Below are 22,350 nucleotides of genomic sequence, written 5' to 3'. Positions count from 1 at the left end.
TTTCTTCGCTTCATTGGGCTGCCAGAAGTTTATTGGTGTAATAGGTGTCGAGCGGCTTTACCTCGGGAATCTCCCCAACGCTCTTAAGAAGCTCAACCGCGTGCTGAAGCAGTTCCGGGTCGACCCAGCCGTAGGGTTTCCCGGCTATTTGAGGAATTGCATGGCCGGTTTCGACAACCTGCTTTTCGACGACATCCTTGGAGGGCGGAGCGGCCCAGTTCTTGGTAAGCTCATCGGCCGCGACCGCCGGCTTTTCCTTCATAATGCTGATACCTTGGCTCACAACACTCAGGAATTTCGCAAGCTTCCCTGCCTCATTGCCGATTTTGGCATCGCTTGTGACGATCGAAAGGCCGGGAAGGACTAATCCGTTGTCTGCCAGGCTCAGTGTTACGAGCGGCTGTTTCGCCTGCTGTTCCAGAAGCGGTCCGTCAACATTCAGATAGGTGCCGATGACATCAACATTACGAGACAGAAACTGGCTGTTACGGGCCTCAATTCCTACCGAGACCTTCTTGATCTTCTCGCAGTCCACGTTGTTGACTTTGCAGAACGCCGGGAGATAGGTGGCGATGGTATCGCCAGGGGCGACGATGAAACTCTTCCCTTCAAGATCAGACGGTTTGCGGACTGCCTTGTCCGGAAAGGACATGATCCCCAAGGGAGTTTTCGGATGGTACAGGGCGATGATCTTGATCGGCATTCCCTTGGAGATGGCGGTCAGCGCGAATGCAGCTGGCAACACTACGACATCCTCGTTTCCCTGAAGAAGGCCGGCTAGCGCCGCGGGCGCACCAGCACCTTCACCCAAGGAGACTTCGAGTCCCTGTTTGTGAAAGAGACCTTCCTCCTTGGCGACATAGAAGGCGGCATATTCACCCTTGAGTTTCCAAGAGTATCTTACGTTGATGGTCTCGGTTGAATGCGCTGTCGCCGAGGCCGTCAGCAAGAACGTTGCCGCGGCGAAGATTTTGGACATTTTCATTTTGATCCCCTTTTTTTGTTTTCGACGGTCTACGCGGCCGAGAGCTGGGCTTTCAACTTTCCCGGATTGAGAAGTCCCAGAGGATCGGCAATCTGCTTGAATTCGGCCTGCGGTGCGTCTGTGCGCTTCCAGCCGGCACCATCGAGCTGGAAAGTATGAGGGTTCGAAATTTGGATCCCGAGAGCCTCGATTTCGTGCATGAGCGCGCCAAGGCGATCAGGGGTGCTGAAACGGACCAAGGGCAAACCAGACACGAAGACGCGACCATTACGCCGCTGAAATTCGAGGTGGAGCATCATTTCGCCCGCGAAATTGCGCTGCAACTCGGCGATAAGTCGTTCTTCCTCGCCTGCGGGAAAACGAAGCTGAAGGTAGGTCAATGCTTGATCAGTTCGCACGGCGCGCCATGTGGTGTGGTTCCAGGTGAACTCGTACAAAGGCGGGAGGCCAGCGTGTCCTTCGAATGCTGCGCGCTCTGCTTCAACTGCTGATCTTTCGAAGACCAGTTCCCCGCCAAAATCGGAAGCCATCATTGCAGTCATCGGCATTTGGGGCTCGCTGACCATGAGGATAGCCATAGCGGTTCCGGCGGGAATATGGCTTGCGAGCTTGCCAAGGTAGGGGGCGATAGCCGGCTCGTGGATCGATACAAGTTTCTTGGCTATACCCTCTGCGGCTGTAAACTGATGGGCAAACTGTACGGCTTTAGCGAAGTCCGGAAATGTCACAATTCCTTCGGCCCAAGGCTGTCTTGGTGCGAGCGGCATTTCAACTTCAGTGATGATGCCGTTTATGCCATACGCGTGGAGTACCTTCAGGGCATCCCGATCACGCAGTTGTATGGTTCGCGGTGTCTCCTCGACCGTCAGCAGCTCCACCGCAATCACTGCGCCAGGATCCGCCAGCTGACCCCAGGTGCAAGATCCGATACCGCCGGCGCCACCGGCTATGTAGCCGCCAATCGTCGCAAAGCGCCTGGTCGATGGGAAAAATCTCATTTCCCATCCCATTGGCTTGAGAGCCTTATCAATATCAAGCAGCCGGCACCCCGCTTCGAAGCGCCCGACGCCCGGTGATGAGGAAATAATTTTGTTGAAGCCGGTCATGTCGAGAACGACACCGCCGTGCAATGGCACCGCCTGCCCGTAATTGCCGGTTCCACCGCCCCTAAGGGTCAAGGGAATACGCCACCTGGCACATGCACTCGCAACCTTTTCCAGCTGTTCCCGGGTTTGGGGAACCACGACAAGATCGGCGACCTTATCGCTCAACTCAGACTTCAAAATGGGTGAAAACCAGTAGAAGTCGCGGCTTTTTGCGGGGATCAAATCAGACGATATTTGCGGGATATCCGCCAGATCAGCTCTCAGCTGCGCCAGTGCCCGGTCGCTCATGCGATCAACCTCGCCTGCGAGAGTGTCGCGGCCGAGGAACCCGGGAGTGTGCGAACGAGACGGTCAAGATCAAATTCCTTCATGTCGCGCAGGAGCTCGACTAGGCCATCAACCTGATGCTCGGCGATGGCCTTGCCGACTGCGGCCGTACCGGCGGCGGCATTGCCGACGGCCCCATCCGGGTTTAGGTCATGGATCAACCAGGCCATATTGTGCTGTGCAGTCGCACGAAGGTGGGTGAAAGACTCTTCAAGGGAGGCTGACGCAGACACAAAGTTCTTCAAATTCGACATGCGCACAAGGTCCGGCCGAAAATGGAGCATGAGCGAGGTCTCGGCTTTGCCCGCGTGCACGCCATACCGGCGTTCGGTGTCATCGATGGCACCGTCCGGAAAGCCGAAACGGTTCCATTGCGTTGTCACGACAAGCATGGTCAGCTTCACGCGCAGCTCCCGGGCAACGATGTCCATAACGGGGTTGTTGCCGCCGTGGGAGTTGACGATCAGCATCTTGCGCAATCCGGCTCTGTGAACGCATTCACCCAGGCTTAACCAGGACGCAATGAGCGCTTCGGTAGGAAGGGTAAGAGTTCCTGGAGCCAGGTGATGCTCATTGGACTTGCCTACGGCCTGAAGAGGCAGCACCGATACCGAAATGTCGCCAGGGATTCGCTCCCTGAGGCATTCCAGCATTCCGCGACCGATGGCGCTATCCGTGGCGACGCTCAGGTGTGGACCATGCTGTTCGGTCGCAGCGACGGGTAGGATGGCAATGGAATCCTGCGCGGCTAGCTCGTCAAACTCGAGCGTCGTGCGCTCTTCCCAGTAAAATCGTTTTGCAACACTCATTATCTGCCCTCATTTTGCGCAACGCTAACAAAACGGGCAGCATCTCCAAAGCGCCGAATTCATCTCGGTGTTGTGCTTTTTTGTTCTCGGTGAGCCGGCTGTAAGGCCGCAACGAGATCAGTAACCCGATGACGGAGATATTCTACAAAGCCGCTGGTAACGGGATCGATCGATCCCCGTGTTCGTGCGACAAGTTTTAGAGTTTGCCCCGGCGTTTCAGCCAAGGGGAGGTAGCATAGCAAGCCCTCGGCTCGCTCCATCCCAACGTCGAGCGGGTTCATGAATGCGACAGCATTGCTCAGGCGGATCATCATTTTGATCATTTCGATGGAGTTCGTCTCCAATATCGGAGTCGGTACGACGGCCAGCCGCGATAAAGCGATGTCGATATGCGTACGGAGGCTCATGTTCGGTTCTGGGAGCACAATCGGAAACCTGGCGGCATCGCCTATTCGCACGATGGACTTGTCTGCCAACTCGTGGTCTGGTCGCACGACAAGACCGATCGGAATATCGAACTGGAAGACTGTTCTAAGTCCTGGATTCGGTTGCAGATTGAAGCCCAGACCGAGATCTACTTCACCCGACAAAACAGAGTTTGGAATGCCATCGGCAAAGAGGGCGCGAATGCGGAACTGCACCCCACGATGCCTCTCCATGTAATCGTTAGCGATTTTTGCCATTGGGCCTCCGCCCAATCCAATAGTCGTCGCCAACTTGATGTGGCCGCGCTGCAAGCCCTTGAGGCTGTCTAGCCTCTGCTGGAATTTATCGTAGTTGCGGAGCGTGTCACGAACGTGTTCAATCAGAGCTTCGCCCGTTGCAGTAAGCCGAAGTCTTCTCGGCATTCGCTCAAAAATTGGCTGGCCAAGTTCTTCTTCCAGGGCAATGATCTGCCGATTGATCGCGGTTGAGGCGACATTCAGTTTCATCGCCGCCTTCCTGATCGAGCCCGATCGCACCACTTCATCGAGGTACATAAGCATCCGGGCGTGAAGCATCAAAACACCTTCGATGCTGTTACTTCCACCTCAACCAGAAACTCCGCTCTGGTGAAACCACCTACCACGATGAGCGTCGATACAGGCTTAGGCTCCATGGTATAACGGTCTCGCACTGCCATATAGTCCTGGAAGTCTTCTCGCCTGGTCACGAAGCCAGCTATGCGGATTACGTCCGCGAAGCTCATGTTGGCTTCTTCCAGAATAGCCGCGATGGCCTTAAAACAAAGTTCTGCCTGATCCGTTACACTGGGAGGAATTGCCTCATCTCTGGTTATTCCCAACTGGCCGGAGGTCACCAGCAAGCTGCTGTTTGGCGGTATGATCAGCCCATGGTTATAAGCCCCAAAAGGTCGGCGGAGGGAAACGGGGTTCAGAGCTTTCTTTTGATCATATGTCATGGCATTTTCCAAAAGTTGAATATCAATCGGCCTTGGCGACCGACAGCGCGTATTCACTGAGAAATATCTCTTCTCAGCTCACGCCCTGATGTGCGGCGAACCGGTCAGCGAAAATGAGGCCGAAAGGCCTCACTGCGGAAACTGATAGTTACGCAATGCGGAGTCTTTTTCCATAAAGGATTTCAACTAACGGCGTTTTCGCGGAGACGTGATCCAGTGAGCCTCCCCTTGTTACTGCCAAGCCGGGTGTCCCTTTGCTCTTAACGGGGTCATCCTCAATTTGTGTGGAAATCGGCCATCTTATTCGGGATCAGTCGACGCCGGTGACGAGATCGAATTGCGGGCGGCTCTTCTCCGCGCTCCTCGCAGAGAGCACGCCGCCGCTGAAGGCGCCGCCCGAGATCATCAGAGAGGTGACCTCCGCCGGGTCGCCGGCATCCAGTCGAGGGTATTTCGTGGAGCTTCATCAGAACGGACGTCGAGATAGGTGCGGATCTCGCCGTAGCCAGCGAATCGTAGCTGTTCCAGCCTCCTTCGCACCAAGGGCTCTGCCCAGCGTCTGCGTGCATCCGGACAAGATGAAAGCGATCGGAACCAGAGCGATAAGCGCTCGCGTCAGGCGCATCTTCAGAGGCACGGCCGTTTCGATGCATCGTTACCTGACCGGCGCCCTTGGGGTGGGCAGGACGCGCAGGCGGCACGGGGCCGCCTGCGGGGGTATACGTCCCGCGGCCTCGTTCTGGGGGAGGGAACTCGACCGAAGAGGTTGCCATACAGATGATGGGGTATCGCCTCGACCCGGACCATCTGGCCAATGTTTGCTGAGCGACAATTGATCTTTATTTTATTGAGTAATCTCCGTTTTTTCCTCGTCCAACGGGAAACGTGGCCCAAAACCTCAAAGAATTTCGGTCCTATCGGCTGAACTTCAGGTCTGGCTTGTCGCCGTCCCAACCCTGAAGCCCTCCGGAAATCTCGCGAAACCGAAGGCACCTGGTACCCATCTTGCCAGCGAGGCACATTGCGTCGCCCTGAACCGCCCAGGTGATAGAGAGCGCAAATGGCATAGGACCACGGATGCTTCCGGTCCCATCCTTCTTGAAAACGATTTTGAACGTCTTCCCGTTCGGTGCGAGGGCCGACCACGGTTGGCCATCGGCTAGTATGGCGGCGGCCCTTTGCGGCGACACGTAAGCCTGCGCGGAAAACGAAGAGCTTGAGGCAAGGATTACAGCGCTTAGCGTCGCGAGCCACAGATTTATCTTCATTTCGATCTCCTACGTTCACTTGGTTGCCTTAGATTCGGCAGAAGCTGGCATTCACGGTTGCTGTGGAGAGGCTACCGCACCCTTGTCGCTAGTTGTCGGCAGACCGAGCTTGCATCAGCAGTTTCATTATGGGCGCGAGGTTCCGCCACGCTCCTTGCCGGACCCCGTTCGATCAAGAATACGAGTGCGACCTATCTAAATTTCGTCTCCTGCCATGGCGCTGCCAATTCTCCTGCCCGCATGCACTGCTCGCATTTCTCTGGTCTTGCAGCTTATACGCAACGCAGGCCGGTTCCCCCCCGTCATGAGATCAGATTCTTAAGACAGCCAGATCGACGGGCGTGCACACCGTCCCGCTCAATAGGTCGTGGTACGCATCTCTATGCCTACCCTGTGATAGTCACAGCCAAACGGGATCTGGTCTCCGCGTGTCATTGGCTCATGCCTCAGTTACGGCGTGGCGTGCAAAAAAGTCGAACCATCAATGTCGCATCGGGCATCGGGCACCGTATCAGTAGCACCTCATCCATGCCGGAGAACCTTGTTCATTTGCTTTGCCCGTCATTCATCTTTGTACCCATGCAGCACAAACACGAGAGCTCGATCGACGTTTATCCACCGCAAGACTTGACGGCACTTTACGCTCATTCGGCTACTCGGACATGTGGTGACATCGGTTGCTAAGCCTGCATTGGCCCGCCACGACGTTCCGCGCTGCCGACCGAATGAAACCTGTGTCCATCTGGTGGGGCTTGGGGGGAGGGCGCCCATATCCGAGCTGCAAGGAACGTATTGTTGAAAAAACCCGTCATCCAACTCGTCGCCGCTCTTGTCGGGACAGTCCTCATGCTGCTTCCCTTGCGCAGTGCCGTCGCAAATCAGCCTGAAGCGCCGGCTCTCACCGTTTCTCTGGTAACGCCGACGCAGCGGGAGTGGCCCGAGACAGTTCCCGCAAGCGGCTGGCTGAAACCATGGCAGGAAGCGATCATCGCCTCGGAAACCGGTGGCCTTCGCATAACCGACATTCTGGTTGATGTCGGATCAATTGTGACAAAAGGACAGACACTTGTCCGGCTTTCCCAGGAGAGCGTACTGGCTGATCTGCAAAAGCAGGAGGCTGCAGTTGAAATCGCGAGGGCAAATCTTGCAAAGGCCAAGGCCAATGCGGACCGAGCCCGCAAGCTTCGGTCTTCGGGCACCCTTTCCGATGAAACAATAGCCGAGCGATTGACCGAAGAGGAGACGGCGACGGCGAGTGTTGCTTCGGAAAAGGCGGCTCTCGAAAGTCAAAAAATCAAGCTCCGTCAAACAATCATCACAGCTGCTGACGACGGCCTTATAACCTCGCGTTCGGGGGAACTGGGCGCCGTTGTCTCCTCTGGCACCGAGCTGTTCCGCCTGATCCGCCAGCAGCGCGTCGAGTGGCAAGCTGAAGTTTCCGCGCGCTACCTTTCCCGCATCTCGGAAGGTTTGAACGTCGAGATCAACGGGCCGGATAATCGCCCCATTCAAGGCAAGGTGCGGCTTGTTGGGCCGTCGGTCAGCACCAATACCAGCCGGGCGATCGTCTATGTAGCGCTTCCTGTCGACGCCCATCCGCGCACCGGCCTTTACGTAACCGGCAGCATCGAACTCCGGACCACTGCGGCCCTTACGGTTCCCGAGACGGCGATCGCGTTCCGCGACGGGATGAACTACGTCTTTACAACCGACAAGGACAATCGAGTGCGAAGGGTGCGGGTAGAGACGGGTCGCCGCAACAACGGTGAAGTCGAGATCGTCTCCGGAATAGGTCAGTCTTCAAGGGTTGTGACGTCAGGCGGAGCCTTTCTGTCGGACAACGCGCTCGTGAATATTGCGGGAGAACACTGATGAATTTCTCCGCGTGGTCGATCCACAATCCCGTACCGGCGATACTGCTATTCGCGATGCTTACCGTGGGGGGACTGTTGGCATTCAAACACCTGCCGGTACAAAACTTTCCCGATATGGATCTCCCTACCATCAGCATAGTCGCCACGCTCGACGGCGCAGCGCCAACGCAGCTCGAGACGGAGGTTGCCCGCGTCATCGAAGATAGTCTCGCCTCGCTGAGCCATCTCGACCACATCACCACAGCCGTAACCGACGGGACCGTTTCGATCAAAGCCTCCTTCAAGCTGGAGAAGAACAGCGAAGAGGCTCTGAACGAAGTCCGTAACGCGGTGGACAGTGCCAAGGCCGACTTACCTGCGCAGATGGAAACGCCGAGCGTCACCAAAGTCACCGTGCAGAACGCCGCACTGGTTACGTATGCGATTCGCTCGACCAGCCTCAATGAAACTGAGCTCTCCTGGTTCGTCGACAACGATATGACCAAGGCACTCCTGTCATCGCCCGGAGTGGGCAAGGTCAGCCGAGTAGGCGGGATCGACCGCGAGGTCCATGTTGACCTCGACCCCGCAACGATGGCGTCGCTCGGGGTCACGGCGGCCACGGTGTCGGCACAGCTGAAGTCGGTTCAGGCGGACACGTCGGGTGGCCTTGGCGAAGTCGGTGGCACCCGCCAGACATTGCGCACGCTCGGCGCGGTGGCGTCGGTCGACGACCTGAAAGCGCTCCGAATTCCCCTGGCCAACGGCCAGCAGCTTCGCCTCGATGATGTTGCCTCCGTCGAGGACAGCTTCGCGGACCGGTCCTCGATGGCATATCTGGACGGCCAGGCCGTGATTGCGGTCGAGATCAAACGCTCGAATGGGTTCTCGGACACCGGTGTTGCGGCCGACGTCAAAAAGGCGATGGAACAGTTCGCGGCCGCGCACCCCAATGTGCAGATCGAGGAGGCCTACAGTACCGTCGGGCCCATCCTCGACAACTATAACGGCTCGATGGAGATGCTGCTCGAGGGGGCAATCCTTGCAGTTATCGTCGTTTGGCTCTTCCTTCGGGACTGGCGCGCGACAATCTTGTCGGCTGTGGCACTACCGTTGTCGGTCATACCGACCTTCCTCGTCATGTACCTGGCCGGCTTCAGCCTGAATATCGTGACGCTTCTTGCACTGTCGCTTGTGGTTGGCATCCTCGTTGACGATGCCATTGTCGAGATCGAGAACATCGCCCGCCACCTCAACATGGGCAAGCGACCGATCGATGCTGCGCTTGAAGCCGCCAACGAAATCGGATTGGCGGTCATCGCTACCACATTTACACTGGTCGCGGTCTTCCTGCCCACGGCATTCATGAGCGGCATACCGGGCCTTCTCTTCCGCCAGTTCGGCGTCACCGCGGCGGTCGCGGTCGTCGCCTCGCTCGTCGTCGCGCGTCTGCTGACGCCCATGATGGCAGCGTATCTCATGAAGGCCCATCCGACCGAGGAAAAGGATGGCCGCATCATGCGTGCCTATATGGCAACGGTGAAGGCATCCCTGACGCACAGGAAAACAACGGTGCTCGTGACCGCTGTCGCCGTCGCGCTTTCGCTCTCGACCATCCCCTTCCTGAAATCGGGCTTCCTGCCTGCAGCCGACAATGCGCGCACCCAGATTACGCTGACCCTGCAGCCGGGCGTGACCTTGGAGCAGACGGAGGCCGTGACCAGGCAGGCTGCAGACACCGTCGGCAAGCTTGCCGATGTGATGCATGTCTTCTCATCGGTCGGTTCGGCATCGTCGGGCGGTGGTCCCGGCGTCACCACCACGAGCAGTGTCGCGACTGCCACGCTTGTCGTCACGCTGACGCCTATCGGCGAGCGAGAACGCAAACAGTCAGAGATAGAAAATGACATCCGGCAGGCTCTTTCTGTCCTCCCCGGCGTTCGTGTCGAGGTCGGCGGCGGCGCCAATGGAACGAAACTGGATATTACTCTTGCCAGTGATGATTCCAGCGTCCTTGATGGAGCAAGCACAGCGCTCGAGGAGCAACTCCGTACCCTGAAAGGCATCGGAGCGGTGACGTCGAGCGCGTCGAGGCAGGCCCCCGAGATTCAGATCACCCCTGATTTTGCACGCGCGGCTGCGCTTGGGGTGACGTCGAGCGCTATCGCCGAGGCGGTCCGTGTTGCGACAGGCGGGGAATATTCTTCAGCCCTGCCAAAACTCAATCTGTCGCAGCGCCAAATTCCTATCGTTGTCCGATTCGCTCCGGAAACCCGCAGAACTCTAAATGACATCATGAACATGCGGGTAGCGGGAACAAACGGCAGCGTTGACCTCGGATCAATTGCCGACGTCCGGATCGGCGGCAGTCCTTCCCAGATCGACCGCATCGATCGAATGCGCAATGTTACTATTTCCGTCGAGCTTAACGGCCGGATCCTGGGCGACGTCAACAGTGAGGCAAGAGCATTGCCGGCTCTCCAGAATCTGCCGGCGGGCGTGACCCTCGTGGAACAAGGCGAACTCCAACGCAGCTCGGAGTTGTTCCAGAGCTTCAGTCTTGCCATGGCAATCGGCGTGTTCTGCATATACGCGGTTCTCGTTCTGCTTTTCCATGATTTCCTGCAGCCGTTGACCATTCTGATGGCACTTCCGCTCTCGCTCGGCGGCGCGCTGCTTCCACTGGTGGTGAGCGGTACCAGCTTCTCGATGTCGGTCGTTATCGGACTGCTCATGCTTATGGGCGTGGTAACGAAGAACTCGATCCTTCTTGTCGAATACGCGATCATGTCGTGCCGCCAGGGAATGTCCAGGTTCGATGCTCTTATCGATGCCTGCCACAAGCGCGCGCAGCCCATCGTCATGACTACCATCGCCATGGCATCGGGTATGCTTCCGGTAGCGCTCAGCCTGACGGGAGGCGATTCAAGTTTCCGGCAACCGATGGCCATTGTGGTGATCGGCGGTGTGATGATGTCGACGCTGCTCAGCCTTATTGTCATCCCGGTCATCTTCACCTACGTCGACGACCTGCTCAAGGCGGTCAAGCGGCTTGTATACCGGAGCGGGCCCCACAACGAGACCGTCGACCACCCCGAGAAGATGATCGCCTTCGAACGTCCCCCTGTGAAGCGAGGCCAACGATGACCCCTGCTCAACAGGAAGTCCGGAAGGAACCGCAACACGACGTCATGATGATGTTTTGTCCCGCCGGCGGGACCAAGATGCCGCCGTTGACGGGTGATGCACGCCCCGGCGACCCCATGCTGCCTGGATCATAGGGAGAGGAACCATGCGTATTGTCCTCGTGAATATCCTTATCTTCATTTTAATCGTGCTCGCGTTTTCCTGGGTTTGGCTGCCGAAGGTGATGGGTGGGATCAATTGATTCCTCCCCCCGAGATACTGATTGCGGCAGCCTCTCGGCGATATCGCTTTCAGGCGAGTGAACCCGCCGCGACGGAACCAGTAACAGGTCTGTCGCCAAGGGCTGCAGGCGATCGCATAGCGGGTCGTGCCTCCAACCCTGGAATATATGGCAGCGGTTCTGGCCAGTATTCGATACCCGGAAATGAGGGCGCAGGACATACACCCGCGCAAGCGGCCAAGTGCCGCCTGCGCATCCTGACCGCGCCTGGACGCTGGTCTGGGGATGGACCGGCGCGAACGGCCGTATCTTTGAAGCTGAGCCTGATACGAGCACTTGTAGCTCTGGTCACGATCGTCATCATTTTGTCCGGATGCACGCAGACGCTGAACAGGGCCCTTGACGCCAAGGAAGCGGACAAGGCTTCCATTACTGGCTATGGGGAGATCAGGACCTATCTTGACGCCCGGCTCGATGAAGTTCCAAGAGATGTCCGTAACTGGGAGCCGGCTGCCAGGCGGGGAGGTCTCGATATTCTCATGATCTCAGGCGGCGGTGCGGGGGGTGCGTTCAGCGTCGGTGTGCTGGCGGCGTGGAGCGAGGCAAAGACTCGCCCTCAATTCGACGTCGTCACCGGCGTGAGCACGGGAGCGTTGATCGCGCCCTACGCATTCCTCGGATCGTCCTATGACGACACCTTGGTGCATCTCTACACGAGTGGTATTGCCGAGGACCTTCTCCGAAGCAAGCGCGCCGGCGGACTGTTCGGGCCAAGCTTGCTGCGAGCCGAGCCATTGAGACAAATGGTCGAGCGTTACATCACGCCCGCGATCCTGGAGCAGGTTGCTGCCGAGCACAGAAAGGGCCGCCGCCTCCTCGTCCTGACGACCAATCTCGATACTCAGCGTGCCGTCGTCTGGAACATGGGTGCTATCGCCAACAGTGGCCGTCCCGATGCGCTAAAGCTGTTTCAGGACATTGTGATAGCGTCGGCAAGCATCCCGGGCATTTTTCCCGCGGTCATGATCAAAGCCGAGTCGGAAGGGCGCCACTTCCAGGAAATGCATTCGGATGGCGGATCCGCCTCGCAGGTACTCATGCTTCCGCAGGCTATTCTGACAAGCAGCATCCGTCTGGTGGCAACAAAAAAACAGACCGTGAATTTCTATGTGATCGTCAACAACGCGCTCATCCCCGAATTTTCCGCCACGCCAAACAAGACCCTCTCGGTGATCGCAAGGGCATACTCGATCTTCCTCAAGGCGCACACCCAGAGCGCGCTGACGGCCCTCTATAACTATTCCAGACTGACCGGAGCCCGCTTTCATCTTGCATCGATCACTACTCAGGTTCCTTATTCGAATTCCGATCCATTCAATACCGGCTACATGCGGGCCGTTTATAACCTCGGATACTCTCAAACTGCTGGTGGGATTGTGTGGAAAGGTAGCCCCGATTTCCGCTGAATCGCGAATATCTCATATTCTGGTGGCGCCAAGCGGTTGGGTTGCCGTCCTGATCGTCGGCGTCATCCTCGCGATCCGCGTTTTCCACGGCCGGCAAGCCGGGTCGAACGAGGCTTGGTCGCAAATGTCCTAATTTTGCAACGCTGCAAAAGTCGGCTTATCATGTCGAGCAGATATCCGGGAAGTTTGCGAGAGCAACGGAGAAGGCAGACCTTGGAGATCCCGGAACGTTTTCAAATCACCGAAACAGGTGGATGGCTGGTTAGCCACCGGATGAACTCCGCTCTCCCTGGCTATCTGATGGTCAGCTCGAAAACGGACACAAATGATCTGTCGGAATTGTCGGGAGGGGCGCTTGGCGAACTCGGTCCGTTGTTGGCGGCGGCTCAGAAATCACTAAAGCAGGACTTGCATGCCGAACGGGTATATATCGGCCGCTACGGACACTCCCCCGGCTATCCTATCCATTTCCATGTGATCCCGATCTACAATTGGGTTGAGGCCCTGTTCTGGAAGGACGAGAGATATCGTCTGCTTGAGACCTTCGCAGAGGGACCGGGGGAAACACCGACGGATGGCGCTGAGCTGACGTTCTTTGTCTGGCGGGAGTTTTGCGAGCGTGCGGAGCCGCCACCGATCCAAGGACGTTCGGTGAGTGACGTTATCGAGCTGTTGCGAAGAACAATCCACGCCTGAGATGGAGGGTAGTTTATGAAAACCGCGATCATGCCTTACTACTCATCTTTCTTTACAGCTTCGAATTCCGCACGTGCCCTTTCCATCGTAGGGCGGTGCTCGATCGCCCAAGTGGCGAGAACGCGCAACGGTTCGATGAGAGAGCGGCCGAGTTCGGTCAACTCATATTCCACCTTCGGCGGGATGGTCGCGTAGGCGGTGCGGGTTACGAGCCCATCTCGTTCGAGTGCGCGCAACGTCAGTGTGAGCATCCGGTGCGAGACGCCGCCGACCTGACGCATGATTGCGTTAAATCGCAGCCGGCCATTTGAGAGCGCGCCGACCACCATGACAGTCCATTTGTCACCGATGCGATCCAGTATTTGACCGACCGCGCGGCAATCATCAGGGTGATGCTCAACAAAGGCATGTTTCGCCTCATCCGATACGTTCAGGGTCATCGCTAAACCTTCAAACCGTTGCATCAGGAACACAAATGTTCGTGACGTACATCTGTGTGCATTCTTGTGTCTCTACCCGATATAGATCATATCGTCACTAACTTTTTGTTCGTGGATCGGAAGGAGCCATCCCAAATGAAAATCGGTGTGAGTGGCGCGAGTGGCAAGCTGGGCGGAACCGTCGTCGCGGAACTGATTGCGCGAGGCGGAGGCCACGATGTCGTCGCGATATCGCGTTCGCCCGAAAACCTCAGAGCAACGAGCGAGGCGCGGCATGGCGACTATGACCAACCTGAAACGCTCGTGAAAGCCTATGCCGGCCTTGACAGGCTACTGATCATTCCGAGTGCCGACCTGCGCCCGGGCGTGCGCGGGGCCCAACTCAAAAACGCCATCAATGCTGCTCTGGGAGCCGGTGTCGCCCATATCTTCCTGATCTCGGCGGCGGGCACGCATGAGGAAGCCGAGCCGAGCCTTGGCGCAGCATATTGGACAGGAGAGCAGCACCTCATCAAGACTACGCCGCGATGGACGATCCTGCGGATGAGTTATTACGCCGAGAGCATGGCCGACGAGATCAAGATGTCTCAGGGCCAGGGCGTGCTCGCGGGCTTGGGAGATGAGCGCGTTTCCTACGTCTCGCGCGACGATCTGGCGGCCGCGGCGGCCGGCGCGCTGACGGGGCATCACCACGAAGGTGGGATCTACACAGTCACGGGGCCCGCCGCCGTTAGCGGACCCGAACGGGCCGAGATCGTTTCGGAGCTTCTGGGCAATCCGATCGCTTTTGCCGTAATCACTGAAGAACAGTTCCGCGCCGGGCTTTTACAGTCGGGGCTTCCCGACGTCATCATTGAGGCGTTCGTCGAGATCAAGCGCACCTTCGTCAAGGGCAAGTTCGATATCGTGACCGGCGATGCCCAACGTCTCTCCGGTCGTTCTCCGAAATCCTTGCGAGATATCCTCGCTCAGCAACTGGTCCAAACGAGGTTTTGATAAAAATGATCAGAAAATATGCTTACTGGATAAGCACGGCGCTTCTGTGCCTGCTCTACATTGCTTCGGCGACCATGTACCTGACGATGGGGGACCAGGTGCGCCAGTCGCTCGTCGGGCTTGGCTATCCCGCCTACCTGCGGGAAGTTCTCGTCACCGTCAAAATCCTGGGGGTCGTCGCTATCCTGTCACGCGTCAGCGTTCCTCTCAGCGACCTCGCCTATGCCGGGATGTTCTACCATCTTTTGCTCGCCTTCTCGGCCCATATCGCCGCCGGCGACGGCGCGTTCATACCCGCGGTCCTGGGGTTTCTGGCGCTAACCATTTCGTTTGTCACGCAGAATGCGGCACGAGAGAAGAAGTCGCCTTATCCGCTGCCAGCCTGAGACCGTGCCCGTTCCCGCGATCCAATGTCGCGGGCGGGATGGACGCTTCCGGATGCCGTGTCAATGGTTGGAATTGCCGGAAGACATCGTCGATGTCGACGGAGGCTCTATCGCTCACCGACACGCGATCGGAGCAACAGGAACAACCCTGCCGGCACGACTTCTTCAATTAATGACGCAAGACGGCGGAGCTCGCTACTCATGATGCATAGGCGGCGGCGATGGCATGGCTCTTGCCATCGAGACGAGCGAGTAGAGCAGCGTTCGCCTTGAGTGGGCCTGCATTGCGTATCGAAATCGACGCGGCGAGCTCTTGTAAGATTGGGCTGCGATAGTGATCGGGGCTTGTTATCCTGCGTTGACAGAACGGAGTATTTGATGGATCGGGACCGCCCCTCACGCAGACTGAAAAGAACCTTCGAAGAAATCGACATTGCCGCCGATGTCGCCACCGCATTGCATGTCTTTCAAAGTGCCTACAGCATTGACTTCGTCACCTACCATCTTTCGCAAACAGTTGCTGACATCGTCGATGCACCCTTTGTTCGGACGACTTATGATGATGCATGGGTATCGCGCTATCTGCTGCGAGGTTATGTTCGCCTCGACCCAATTGTCGATGAAGGATTTCTGCGTCAACTTCCGTTCGATTGGCGCGAGCTTGAAATCCCGGAACGTGCTCGCGACTTTCTGTTGGATGCCATCCAGCACGGTGTCGGGCGCAACGGTTTTTCCATTCCGATCGTAGACAGATCACGCAGAGCACTTTTCTCGCTGAATTCCCGGGTTCCTGACGTCGAGTGGACGGCCATCATCGAAGCCGATCGCGAGGAGTGGTTGGAACTGGCGCATCTCATTCACAAGAAGGCGCTCGGGGAGGCACAGGCTGACATTGATCCAATCCCTGTTCTCAGTCCTCGCGAACTGCAAAGCCTTCATTGGGCCGCGTTGGGAAACGACGCCAAAGGCATATCCGTCATCCTCGGTCTTTCAGAACATACAACCCGGTCATACCTGAAATCCGCCCGCTTCAAGCTCGGCTGCCTGACCACGACCGCTGCGACCGCTCGCGCAGTCCAGCTTCGTCTTATCAACCCATATGGCAATACTGGAAGGTGAGGGTGCTCAGTCTCGTGGCTTGCGCCTCGTCCGATGAAGTCTTGCTCAAGCCGGCAGCCTTGAGATCAAGGCCGTCAACAAAGGCGGCGATAAAGCGGACCGGGTTGTCCGGCCCCACATGATCGTCAACCGCCTCGGGCAGAAGCAGCAGTTGCGAGTGGTCCGTTCCTGAAAGATGAGCCATGGCAAAGTATACCATCAACCGCTATCTTGCGGAATCCACGAGGAGTTTCATACCGGAGAACTACATGGGGCATTTTAAGTTTGTTTATCAGGGTTATCCGCTCGACCTTGCCGTTCAGGAACCGCGCATCACCTTGCGAGCGAGCAGTGGATCTTGGCCCGGTCAGACGCTGGAAGACCATGTCGTCCTGGACTTAAACGTGACATCTCCGAAGTTCTTCTTCGATCCCAACAATGACCCCGAGGATGACGTTTCCCAATGGTTGAACCCGGCTCTTGATACACAGTGGCTCAAAATACCGCTGAAGCGCTTTGAGAACCGCGATTATCGCAGCCTCCAGGAAATCCGTGCAGACTTCCAGGGCGAAGGAACGCGAAACGCCTTGACGGGTGAGGATTGGTGGGAAGCCCCCGGCCTTATCACCACCTACAGCGACGAGTTTTTCACTCGTGCGGAAATCTCCATCCGTCACGACGGTGACGGCACGTTTTCGGTTCAGCTTTCAGGCAAAACCCAGTTCGACACTGCCTTTGACATAGCCTTCAGTGCTCCTCTGAGCGTCAAGTTGGTCGGCTATCGCAACTCGGCGACGAAAGATGATCTTTTGGGCTGGTTCGACCGCTTTCTCAAGAAAGACGACTTCATCTTTACGTCTCTGCAACGAGGTGAAGACCTCTATCTCGATGGTGCGGTCAAGTGACCGCCGTGCCAATCGTGCCGAGCGCTTCGAGTTAGAGGATGATCGGCGCAGATCCACAGATCATGTGAAGATCGAACCGCGATCGTTAGGCTACCTGGAGTTTTCGGACGGTCTGCGGGAGTTTTGCAACCCGGCCAAAATGTATGGTGCAACATAGTGGCTACGCTGTTTGATAACGCGCTCGATGAAAAGCGGCTTCTGCGCCCTGCATTCCTCCAGCGGCGGGGGTTTAAAGCTCAGATATTGCCTGATGTTCTCGATAGGGCGGCGTTCCTTGCCCTGGCAGGGATTGCTGGAGCCGCCGGAGGGTCCGTCAGTATCTATCATGCCGAGTTCGGCAAGCTGCCGGAGAAAACCACCAGCATCGACCCGGTTCGCGCATGGGACAGTCTTTTTCAAGTTATCCATGAGGATGTCATCCTGGAGTTCTCACCAGGCCCGCTTTTTGTTTGGCTGCCCGCTGGCGAGCGTTTCCACGTCGTGTTCGGGAACAAGGAGATAATCGCCCAACTCAACAATATGGGGGATCAGGCCGGCTTTTACGCATTCGTGGACGCGTCGCGCTTGACCGAGAAGGGCAAGCAATTTCTGCTCGAAGCCTATGAGCGATACACGATCTGATGTGGCCCGTTCCAGCGTGCATTGGGTCAGTCACGTCGAACAACCGCCTGCATTGGAATAGCGCCGGTGGCAGCCTGATAAACGGAGCGGAAGATGACAGCAGCGTACCAATTCCGGGTAACTTTTCCGGCGGCGATACTGTTAGTAGGTTTGGCTATCAATGTTGCATCAGCAGGTTCAGGCAACGATGAGGGCCGCGACTGGATAATCAGCGGGACTGAGCTGATCAAGGCGCTCGAAGGAAAGTCCGATGATGGCGCTCTGCAGAGCGAGGCTGGTCGTATCATGTCGGGCACTCGCGGTAGTGCTTATATAGCTGGGGTGGCTGATGCGACCAGCGGGACGGGGTGGTGTGGGGCCGGATCGGTTCTCCCCCATGAGCTTACAGACAGCGTATACACGCATCTTCGAAGTGTCACTCCAGAGCGTCTTAAAGGGAGAGCATCGACATTGGTGATTGAGAGGCTGGCTGCTATTTATCCCTGCCCAGCGAATTGAAGAGGCGTTTTCGAGTTATGCTATTATTGGAAGTCTTGCTTTTTTCAGCAGCGTTCGTGGCGGTCATCCTTCTGGCGGCTCACCAAATTGTCGCACAGGTCAGGGAATACCGATTTTATAAGAGTAACGGCGGTGATTTTACCGTCGATAGCGGCATGGACAATCTGAAGCTTGATGAGCGTGTTTATCTCAATGCTCTCGGCCTAACGAATTGGCAGCGATTCTATCTCTTTCGTCCGTTTTACATCGTACTGCTTATAGCCTTCGCTGGAATGATGCTGTTCTCTCTGTTCTGACTGGCATGATAATAGCCCGAGCGGAACCTGATCGACAACAAACTAAGCGGGCGCGATCACTCATTGGTCGATTGAGGATTCGTGGGCGATCCCAGTGGGGCTTCTCACGCGCACTTGATGTTGGCGGCCGCCAACTGCCGGAAGTCGTCGACCTGTGCTGGCGTCAGGACGCGCTTAGGCAGCATGTTGAACACGCGCGGCCCCTGATAGAGGAGGATCACCTTGCTGTCTTCGGTCCATTTGAGATAGTCGTTCCAAGGAACGTTCCAGTCGCCCTGCTGTGCCGTGCTCCTAAAGCCTTCCTCAGACCATGTAACCGTGATCGGGTGCTGAAGGGTTTTCTGGGCTGCGTAGGCCTTGCGGGCAAACACGGCAGCGCCGAAAAAATATTGGTAGAGCGGTATTGCGATCACAACCACCACGCAGATGTAGAAGAGCGACATGAAAGGCCCATCGGGGAATCGCAGCGCCAACGTGAAGAGCGAGGCAAGCAGCAAAGCAACGAAGATCAGTCAACAAACGAGCGGCCAGCCTGAGGTTGAATATTTCAGTATGAACAGCTTGTTGGCAGCAACATAGTCGTCGGCGGTCAAAGTGAAGGTGACGCATCGGTTCATCTTTGTCATTGCTTACCTGGTCAGAAACTATCCCTGTCGCGAGGCTCTCCAAAACCTGCGACACGTTTTGCTATCGTACTATGTTTGATTTGCACTGCCTTGATCAATCCTGTGAGCGGCGGGAACGGGATTGGAAGCCGAGATGACCGTGGACGAAATCTAAGCAGCCACGGCTGCGTCGCAGTTGCGGACCGGCGCAGATGGAAGAATCATTGTGGAGAACGGTCAGAGATCCTGACCGGAGTGCCTCCGATCGGGCCGAGCGCCGCTAGATCGCAGCGGACCTGGAGATGGTGCAGGCCGGACTTGCAGCCATCGGGGCCGAGCACGAAGCCTCCTTTGTAGGAGGCTTCCATTATGCAGCCGCCTCTCGGCAGTATGTCCGTTTCAGCCGTTCAGCGCCTCCTTGACCGCCTTGCCGGGCGTAAAGGTCAGCTTCTTCGACGCCGCGATCTTGATCGTCGCGCCGGTTGCCGGATTGCGTCCCTCGCGCTCCGGAGTGTCCTTCAGCTTGAACTTTCCAAACGAGGGGATCGACGTTTCCGCGCCAGCAAGCGCCGCGTCGGTGATCTGTTTGAAGACGCTTTCAACAATCGTCTTGGCCCGCGCCTTGGTCAGGTTCTGTTCGGCTGCGATCTTATCGGCGATTTCGTTGGTCGTGGTCATATGCGGACATCCTCTTATTGTTTTGGGCCCTCAGCTTTGACAATGAAGATGTGGCGAAGAAAGGGGTAGAATGGCAGGAATCTACGAAGAGAGCGCGAAAACCACAGGAAATCCCGACGGTGGCAAAAGAATAAGCACGCGCTTCATGGTGCATTGCAATGTACGCATGGCTGCGCTGCGATCTGAACGCTGGCGATCGAGGCAGCTTCTGCTATTTTCAGATCGTCGAAGCGATGCACCTCCTCCCGCAAAGCTTCTTATCGGGCGACCCACTCCTCCTCCCAAGGGGCGCCTGATGGAACAGCGGCACTCCTCCTCCCAGCCGTTGTTCATCATTTCGGAAAGCCTGCCGCACCTCCTCCCGCGGCAGGCTTTTTCGTTTTTCGATTGTTTCAAGCTGTGTTTTCAGGCGTCAAAGCAGACTGCCCTGTTCCACCGGCTCTCCGGATTTGGACACGATGGAGGATCCGTACGGTTCGCGGGACGAGATGATCAGCGCATTATTCGGTAACGGACGGGCCAGTCCCTTGGCCTCTTCCCATGGCGCCCGCATCCAGATGTCGGTCTCTTCCTTTGCCAGCAGGAGGACCGGCATAGCCTTCTCATGGATCGGCTTGACAAGATCGTTAGGATCCGTGGTCAGAAAACCATAGAGGTCGTCGGTGGTCAGGCCATCCTTGACCTTCCGGACGCTTTTCCATTGCGGCACGTGGATACCGGCGAAGAACATCAGCGATTCCGCCTCGTCGCGCGCGAACCAGGCATTCGGCACATTGCCACCTTCCTCTTTGCTCGCGGGATCCGGTTCGGCGAAGCTTGTGACCGGGACGAGGCATCGATGTTCGACACCGAACCATCGTGTCCAGTGTGGGAAATTGAGCTTGCGCACGTTCGTCGTGCCGCGGTCCGCCTCCGTGTGAATCAGTTCCTCGAGATTAAAGGGCTTGCCCTTGGCCGCGAGCTTTTCGGCCTTTGCTTTGGCCGCTTTTTCCAAGGCGAAGCGAGGGGAGGGCAATCCCCATCGCGCATGCACAAGCTGCTTCTTGCCTTCCGCCGTGTTGCGGACGATCGGCCCCATCTGGTCGGGGTTCATCTGATAGGCTGGCATCAGGTTGATCAGGCTTTCGGCATCCTGGGCCCATTTCGAGACCCAGTCCTTGTCTTCCATCCGATAAAGGTTGCACATGCTGGAAAGCCCTCCGCTTGAACCGGATGCAGTTTGTCCCGGTGTGTACCGCCTGCTCGCTAGTCGAGTTTGTAAACGTCGGCGTTGTCCTGCCGTTCCCGCAAGCCCTTATAAGAAGCGTGTCTTAGTTTGCCATCCGCCGTCCAGGCCCGAAACTCGATCTCGGCGATCAGCGTCGGCTCGACCCAGACAATGTTTGCTTTTCCGGAATAGGGCACCGGCGGCTGCTTCAGTTTCCAGCGAAGCTTGTCGAGCGTCCTACGCAGTCTGATCATCTCGGCTTGCCTGAAGCCTGTGCCGACATTCCCGACATGAACGAGCTCGTCACCGCGATAGGCAGCAAGCACCAGCGAACTGAAGCCTGCAGGCGACGCCGCCGACAGCTCATAACCAACAACCATGAAGGCTTCGCTCTGGACGCACTTGATCTTGACCCAGTCGCCGGTCCGACCGGAACGGTAGGGTTGATCGAGGTGCTTGCCGACAATGCCTTCGAGGCCAAGGCTGCAGACATGTTGCAGCAGAATATCGGGTTCGGCGTCGAGTGTTTCCGATAGGCGGATGGCGCCATCCTTGCCGTTGAGCGTGTCCTCGAGAAGATGCCGGCGCGATCGGTATTCGACATTGCGCAGATCGTGCCCGTCGAGGTACATGAGATCGAAGGCGTGGAGGACGGCGTCAGAGGCGCGATTGCCAGCCGTTTTGCCAGATGCACCCAACGACTTCTGCAGCAGCCCGAAATCCGGTCGCCCTTCTTCATCGAGCACCACGGCCTCGCCATCGATGATCATCGTCGCCGGCCCAAGTGCTCGGGCAGCCTCTGCGATCGCCGGAAAACGATGCGTCCAGTCATGGCCACCACGCGTGAGGATGCGGACCCCTTTCGGCTCGATGTGAACAGCCAGGCGATAGCCATCCCATTTCAGTTCCCAGCTCCATTGCTCGCCTTTTGGAGGATGCGCCTTCAGTTGGGCGAGCGCCGGTTCGACGCGATCAGGCATCGGATCGAACAGGAGCTGTGGCTGTGCGGGATTACGCTTCCGACGCGGCTTTGACCGCAGCGGGGCTTCGGTATCACCAAGGAGCGGCTTTGATCTCGGTGGCTTCGTCATGCCGACAGTCCAGCACAAAAACCTTAAGAATAGTGTGACGTCGCACATCTATCCCCGCTATTCACTATCGAGCCCGACGAGACAGAAGTTCCGCAAAAATTCTTGTTTCCTTATATCCCCTTGAATTCTCATCGAATCTTCGACTTTGCTAATACTGGGATAATATTCCTCAACCTCGTGGTGCTTGACTCTTTTGCGAGATAAGAACAAACAATGAACAAATAGCCCGTACGACATGATGTCGATCCTT

At 57.1% G+C, this 22,350-nt stretch carries 24 protein-coding genes; 11 read left to right on the top strand and 13 right to left on the bottom strand.

Annotated features, from left to right (window positions below; all coding sequences use genetic code 11):
- Nucleotides 1–10 precede the first annotated feature (10 nt).
- The 6 genes from CES86_RS22955 to CES86_RS22925 form a co-directional block, all read right to left on the bottom strand.
- Nucleotides 11–985 (bottom strand): ABC transporter substrate-binding protein, encoded by a 975-nt coding sequence (locus CES86_RS22955; protein ID WP_003501864.1) that lies wholly within the window; start codon nt 983–985, stop codon nt 11–13.
- A gap of 29 nt (nt 986–1,014) precedes the next feature.
- The gene (locus tag CES86_RS22950; RefSeq protein WP_235820007.1) at nt 1,015–2,313 is read right to left on the bottom strand and encodes an FAD-binding oxidoreductase; all 1,299 of its coding nucleotides are present in this window, start codon (nt 2,311–2,313) and stop codon (nt 1,015–1,017) included.
- Between the two features lie 62 nt (nt 2,314–2,375).
- Nucleotides 2,376–3,227: a creatininase family protein gene (locus CES86_RS22945; protein WP_052820759.1), complete on the bottom strand. Its 852-nt coding sequence runs from the start codon at nt 3,225–3,227 to the stop codon at nt 2,376–2,378.
- Between the two features lie 59 nt (nt 3,228–3,286).
- Entirely contained in the window at nt 3,287–4,207 is a 921-nt protein-coding gene (locus CES86_RS22940) for a LysR family transcriptional regulator (protein ID WP_158001536.1), read from the bottom strand.
- 20 nt (nt 4,208–4,227) lie between these two features.
- Nucleotides 4,228–4,629 carry a RidA family protein gene (locus CES86_RS22935; protein WP_052820760.1) on the bottom strand — a complete coding sequence of 134 codons (402 nt, stop codon included), beginning with the start codon at nt 4,627–4,629 and terminating at the stop codon, nt 4,228–4,230.
- A gap of 914 nt (nt 4,630–5,543) precedes the next feature.
- Nucleotides 5,544–5,897, bottom strand: coding sequence for a hypothetical protein (locus CES86_RS22925; RefSeq protein WP_094515516.1), 354 nt, complete (start codon nt 5,895–5,897; stop codon nt 5,544–5,546).
- Between the two features lie 846 nt (nt 5,898–6,743).
- Between CES86_RS22925 and CES86_RS22920 the strand changes: the two genes are divergently transcribed.
- The 4 genes from CES86_RS22920 (at nt 6,744) to CES86_RS22905 (ending at nt 13,279) form a co-directional block, all read left to right on the top strand.
- Entirely contained in the window at nt 6,744–7,769 is a 1,026-nt protein-coding gene (locus CES86_RS22920; protein ID WP_374828190.1) for an efflux RND transporter periplasmic adaptor subunit, read from the top strand.
- The gene (locus CES86_RS22915; protein WP_052820763.1) at nt 7,769–10,897 is read left to right on the top strand and encodes an efflux RND transporter permease subunit; all 3,129 of its coding nucleotides are present in this window, start codon (nt 7,769–7,771) and stop codon (nt 10,895–10,897) included. Before CES86_RS22920 ends, CES86_RS22915 begins: the two co-directional genes overlap by 1 nt.
- Nucleotides 10,898–11,428: 531 nt before the next feature.
- A complete protein-coding gene (locus CES86_RS22910) occupies nt 11,429–12,583 on the top strand; it encodes a patatin-like phospholipase family protein (RefSeq protein WP_082179026.1) in 1,155 nt (384 codons plus the stop codon).
- 213 nt (nt 12,584–12,796) lie between these two features.
- Nucleotides 12,797–13,279: an HIT family protein gene (locus CES86_RS22905; protein WP_052820764.1), complete on the top strand. Its 483-nt coding sequence runs from the start codon at nt 12,797–12,799 to the stop codon at nt 13,277–13,279.
- A gap of 38 nt (nt 13,280–13,317) precedes the next feature.
- Here the strand turns inward: CES86_RS22905 and CES86_RS22900 are convergent, their stop codons facing one another.
- On the bottom strand, nt 13,318–13,719 hold the full coding sequence (locus CES86_RS22900; RefSeq protein ID WP_052820765.1) for a winged helix-turn-helix transcriptional regulator: 402 nt from the start codon (nt 13,717–13,719) through the stop codon (nt 13,318–13,320).
- A 135-nt stretch (nt 13,720–13,854) separates the two neighbouring features.
- On the opposite strand from CES86_RS22900, the gene CES86_RS22895 reads away from it, so the two are divergent.
- The 3 genes from CES86_RS22895 (at nt 13,855) to CES86_RS22885 (ending at nt 16,220) form a co-directional block, all read left to right on the top strand.
- Entirely contained in the window at nt 13,855–14,715 is an 861-nt protein-coding gene (locus CES86_RS22895) for an SDR family oxidoreductase (RefSeq protein WP_167387147.1), read from the top strand.
- A gap of 5 nt (nt 14,716–14,720) precedes the next feature.
- On the top strand, nt 14,721–15,101 hold the full coding sequence (locus tag CES86_RS22890) for a DoxX family protein (RefSeq protein ID WP_003501843.1): 381 nt from the start codon (nt 14,721–14,723) through the stop codon (nt 15,099–15,101).
- Nucleotides 15,102–15,479: 378 nt separating this feature from the next.
- A complete protein-coding gene (locus CES86_RS22885) occupies nt 15,480–16,220 on the top strand; it encodes a LuxR family transcriptional regulator (RefSeq protein ID WP_003501840.1) in 741 nt (246 codons plus the stop codon).
- Here the strand turns inward: CES86_RS22885 and CES86_RS22880 are convergent.
- Nucleotides 16,192–16,404, bottom strand: a complete 213-nt coding sequence (locus CES86_RS22880) for a hypothetical protein (protein ID WP_052821177.1) — start codon at nt 16,402–16,404, stop codon at nt 16,192–16,194. The genes CES86_RS22885 and CES86_RS22880 overlap by 29 nt on opposite strands.
- Before the next feature lie 64 nt (nt 16,405–16,468).
- Here CES86_RS22880 and CES86_RS22875 point away from each other — a divergent pair, with 64 nt between their 5' ends.
- Nucleotides 16,469–17,104: a hypothetical protein gene (locus CES86_RS22875; protein WP_052821182.1), complete on the top strand. Its 636-nt coding sequence runs from the start codon at nt 16,469–16,471 to the stop codon at nt 17,102–17,104.
- Nucleotides 17,105–17,260: 156 nt separating this feature from the next.
- Nucleotides 17,261–17,725: a hypothetical protein gene (locus CES86_RS22870; protein ID WP_052821176.1), complete on the top strand. Its 465-nt coding sequence runs from the start codon at nt 17,261–17,263 to the stop codon at nt 17,723–17,725.
- A 177-nt stretch (nt 17,726–17,902) separates the two neighbouring features.
- Here the strand turns inward: CES86_RS22870 and CES86_RS28055 are convergent, their stop codons facing one another.
- On the bottom strand, nt 17,903–18,130 hold the full coding sequence (locus tag CES86_RS28055; RefSeq protein WP_235820012.1) for a hypothetical protein: 228 nt from the start codon (nt 18,128–18,130) through the stop codon (nt 17,903–17,905).
- Between CES86_RS28055 and CES86_RS28050 the strand changes: the two genes are divergently transcribed.
- Nucleotides 18,047–18,223, top strand: coding sequence for a Rap1a/Tai family immunity protein (locus CES86_RS28050; protein ID WP_235820010.1), 177 nt, complete (start codon nt 18,047–18,049; stop codon nt 18,221–18,223). The genes CES86_RS28055 and CES86_RS28050 overlap by 84 nt on opposite strands.
- A 17-nt stretch (nt 18,224–18,240) precedes the next feature.
- Complete coding sequence (locus tag CES86_RS22860) at nt 18,241–18,519, top strand: hypothetical protein (protein WP_035243757.1); 279 nt, start codon at nt 18,241–18,243, stop codon at nt 18,517–18,519.
- 104 nt (nt 18,520–18,623) lie between these two features.
- Here the strand turns inward: CES86_RS22860 and CES86_RS22855 are convergent, their stop codons facing one another.
- From CES86_RS22855 to ligD, 4 genes are all read right to left on the bottom strand, one after another.
- Nucleotides 18,624–18,962: a YcxB family protein gene (locus CES86_RS22855; protein WP_234823820.1), complete on the bottom strand. Its 339-nt coding sequence runs from the start codon at nt 18,960–18,962 to the stop codon at nt 18,624–18,626.
- A gap of 561 nt (nt 18,963–19,523) precedes the next feature.
- The gene (locus tag CES86_RS22850; RefSeq protein ID WP_052821175.1) at nt 19,524–19,802 is read right to left on the bottom strand and encodes an HU family DNA-binding protein; all 279 of its coding nucleotides are present in this window, start codon (nt 19,800–19,802) and stop codon (nt 19,524–19,526) included.
- A gap of 412 nt (nt 19,803–20,214) precedes the next feature.
- Nucleotides 20,215–20,988 (bottom strand): SOS response-associated peptidase family protein, encoded by a 774-nt coding sequence (locus CES86_RS22845; RefSeq protein ID WP_052821174.1) that lies wholly within the window; start codon nt 20,986–20,988, stop codon nt 20,215–20,217.
- Nucleotides 20,989–21,047: 59 nt separating this feature from the next.
- Nucleotides 21,048–22,100, bottom strand: coding sequence for a non-homologous end-joining DNA ligase (gene ligD, locus CES86_RS22840; protein ID WP_052821173.1), 1,053 nt, complete (start codon nt 22,098–22,100; stop codon nt 21,048–21,050).
- Nucleotides 22,101–22,350: the final 250 nt, after the last annotated feature.

Source organism: Brucella lupini (genome assembly GCF_002252535.1).
Classification (GTDB): Bacteria; Pseudomonadota; Alphaproteobacteria; order Rhizobiales; family Rhizobiaceae; genus Brucella; species Brucella anthropi.
This window is presented reverse-complemented; position numbering and strand designations above follow the sequence as displayed.

Bases quoted from the DNA above. Each gene is read 5' to 3' on its own strand.
- CES86_RS22915 (WP_052820763.1), top strand. From the start codon at position 7,769: ATGAATTTCTCCGCGTGGTCGATCCACAATCCCGTACCGGCGATACTG.
- CES86_RS22955 (WP_003501864.1), bottom strand. From the start codon at position 985: ATGAAAATGTCCAAAATCTTCGCCGCGGCAACGTTCTTGCTGACGGCC.
- ligD (WP_052821173.1), bottom strand. From the start codon at position 22,100: ATGACGAAGCCACCGAGATCAAAGCCGCTCCTTGGTGATACCGAAGCC.
- CES86_RS22900 (WP_052820765.1), bottom strand. From the start codon at position 13,719: ATGACCCTGAACGTATCGGATGAGGCGAAACATGCCTTTGTTGAGCAT.
- CES86_RS22855 (WP_234823820.1), bottom strand. From the start codon at position 18,962: ATGTCGCTCTTCTACATCTGCGTGGTGGTTGTGATCGCAATACCGCTC.
- CES86_RS22890 (WP_003501843.1), top strand. From the start codon at position 14,721: ATGATCAGAAAATATGCTTACTGGATAAGCACGGCGCTTCTGTGCCTG.
- CES86_RS22940 (WP_158001536.1), bottom strand. From the start codon at position 4,207: ATGTACCTCGATGAAGTGGTGCGATCGGGCTCGATCAGGAAGGCGGCG.
- CES86_RS22895 (WP_167387147.1), top strand. From the start codon at position 13,855: ATGAAAATCGGTGTGAGTGGCGCGAGTGGCAAGCTGGGCGGAACCGTC.
- CES86_RS22920 (WP_374828190.1), top strand. From the start codon at position 6,744: ATGCTGCTTCCCTTGCGCAGTGCCGTCGCAAATCAGCCTGAAGCGCCG.
- CES86_RS22845 (WP_052821174.1), bottom strand. From the start codon at position 20,988: ATGTGCAACCTTTATCGGATGGAAGACAAGGACTGGGTCTCGAAATGG.
- CES86_RS22945 (WP_052820759.1), bottom strand. From the start codon at position 3,227: ATGAGTGTTGCAAAACGATTTTACTGGGAAGAGCGCACGACGCTCGAG.
- CES86_RS22875 (WP_052821182.1), top strand. From the start codon at position 16,469: ATGGGGCATTTTAAGTTTGTTTATCAGGGTTATCCGCTCGACCTTGCC.
- CES86_RS22885 (WP_003501840.1), top strand. From the start codon at position 15,480: ATGGATCGGGACCGCCCCTCACGCAGACTGAAAAGAACCTTCGAAGAA.
- CES86_RS22935 (WP_052820760.1), bottom strand. From the start codon at position 4,629: ATGACATATGATCAAAAGAAAGCTCTGAACCCCGTTTCCCTCCGCCGA.
- CES86_RS22860 (WP_035243757.1), top strand. From the start codon at position 18,241: ATGCTATTATTGGAAGTCTTGCTTTTTTCAGCAGCGTTCGTGGCGGTC.
- CES86_RS28055 (WP_235820012.1), bottom strand. From the start codon at position 18,130: ATGCGTGTATACGCTGTCTGTAAGCTCATGGGGGAGAACCGATCCGGC.
- CES86_RS22925 (WP_094515516.1), bottom strand. From the start codon at position 5,897: ATGAAGATAAATCTGTGGCTCGCGACGCTAAGCGCTGTAATCCTTGCC.
- CES86_RS22850 (WP_052821175.1), bottom strand. From the start codon at position 19,802: ATGACCACGACCAACGAAATCGCCGATAAGATCGCAGCCGAACAGAAC.
- CES86_RS22880 (WP_052821177.1), bottom strand. From the start codon at position 16,404: ATGGCTCATCTTTCAGGAACGGACCACTCGCAACTGCTGCTTCTGCCC.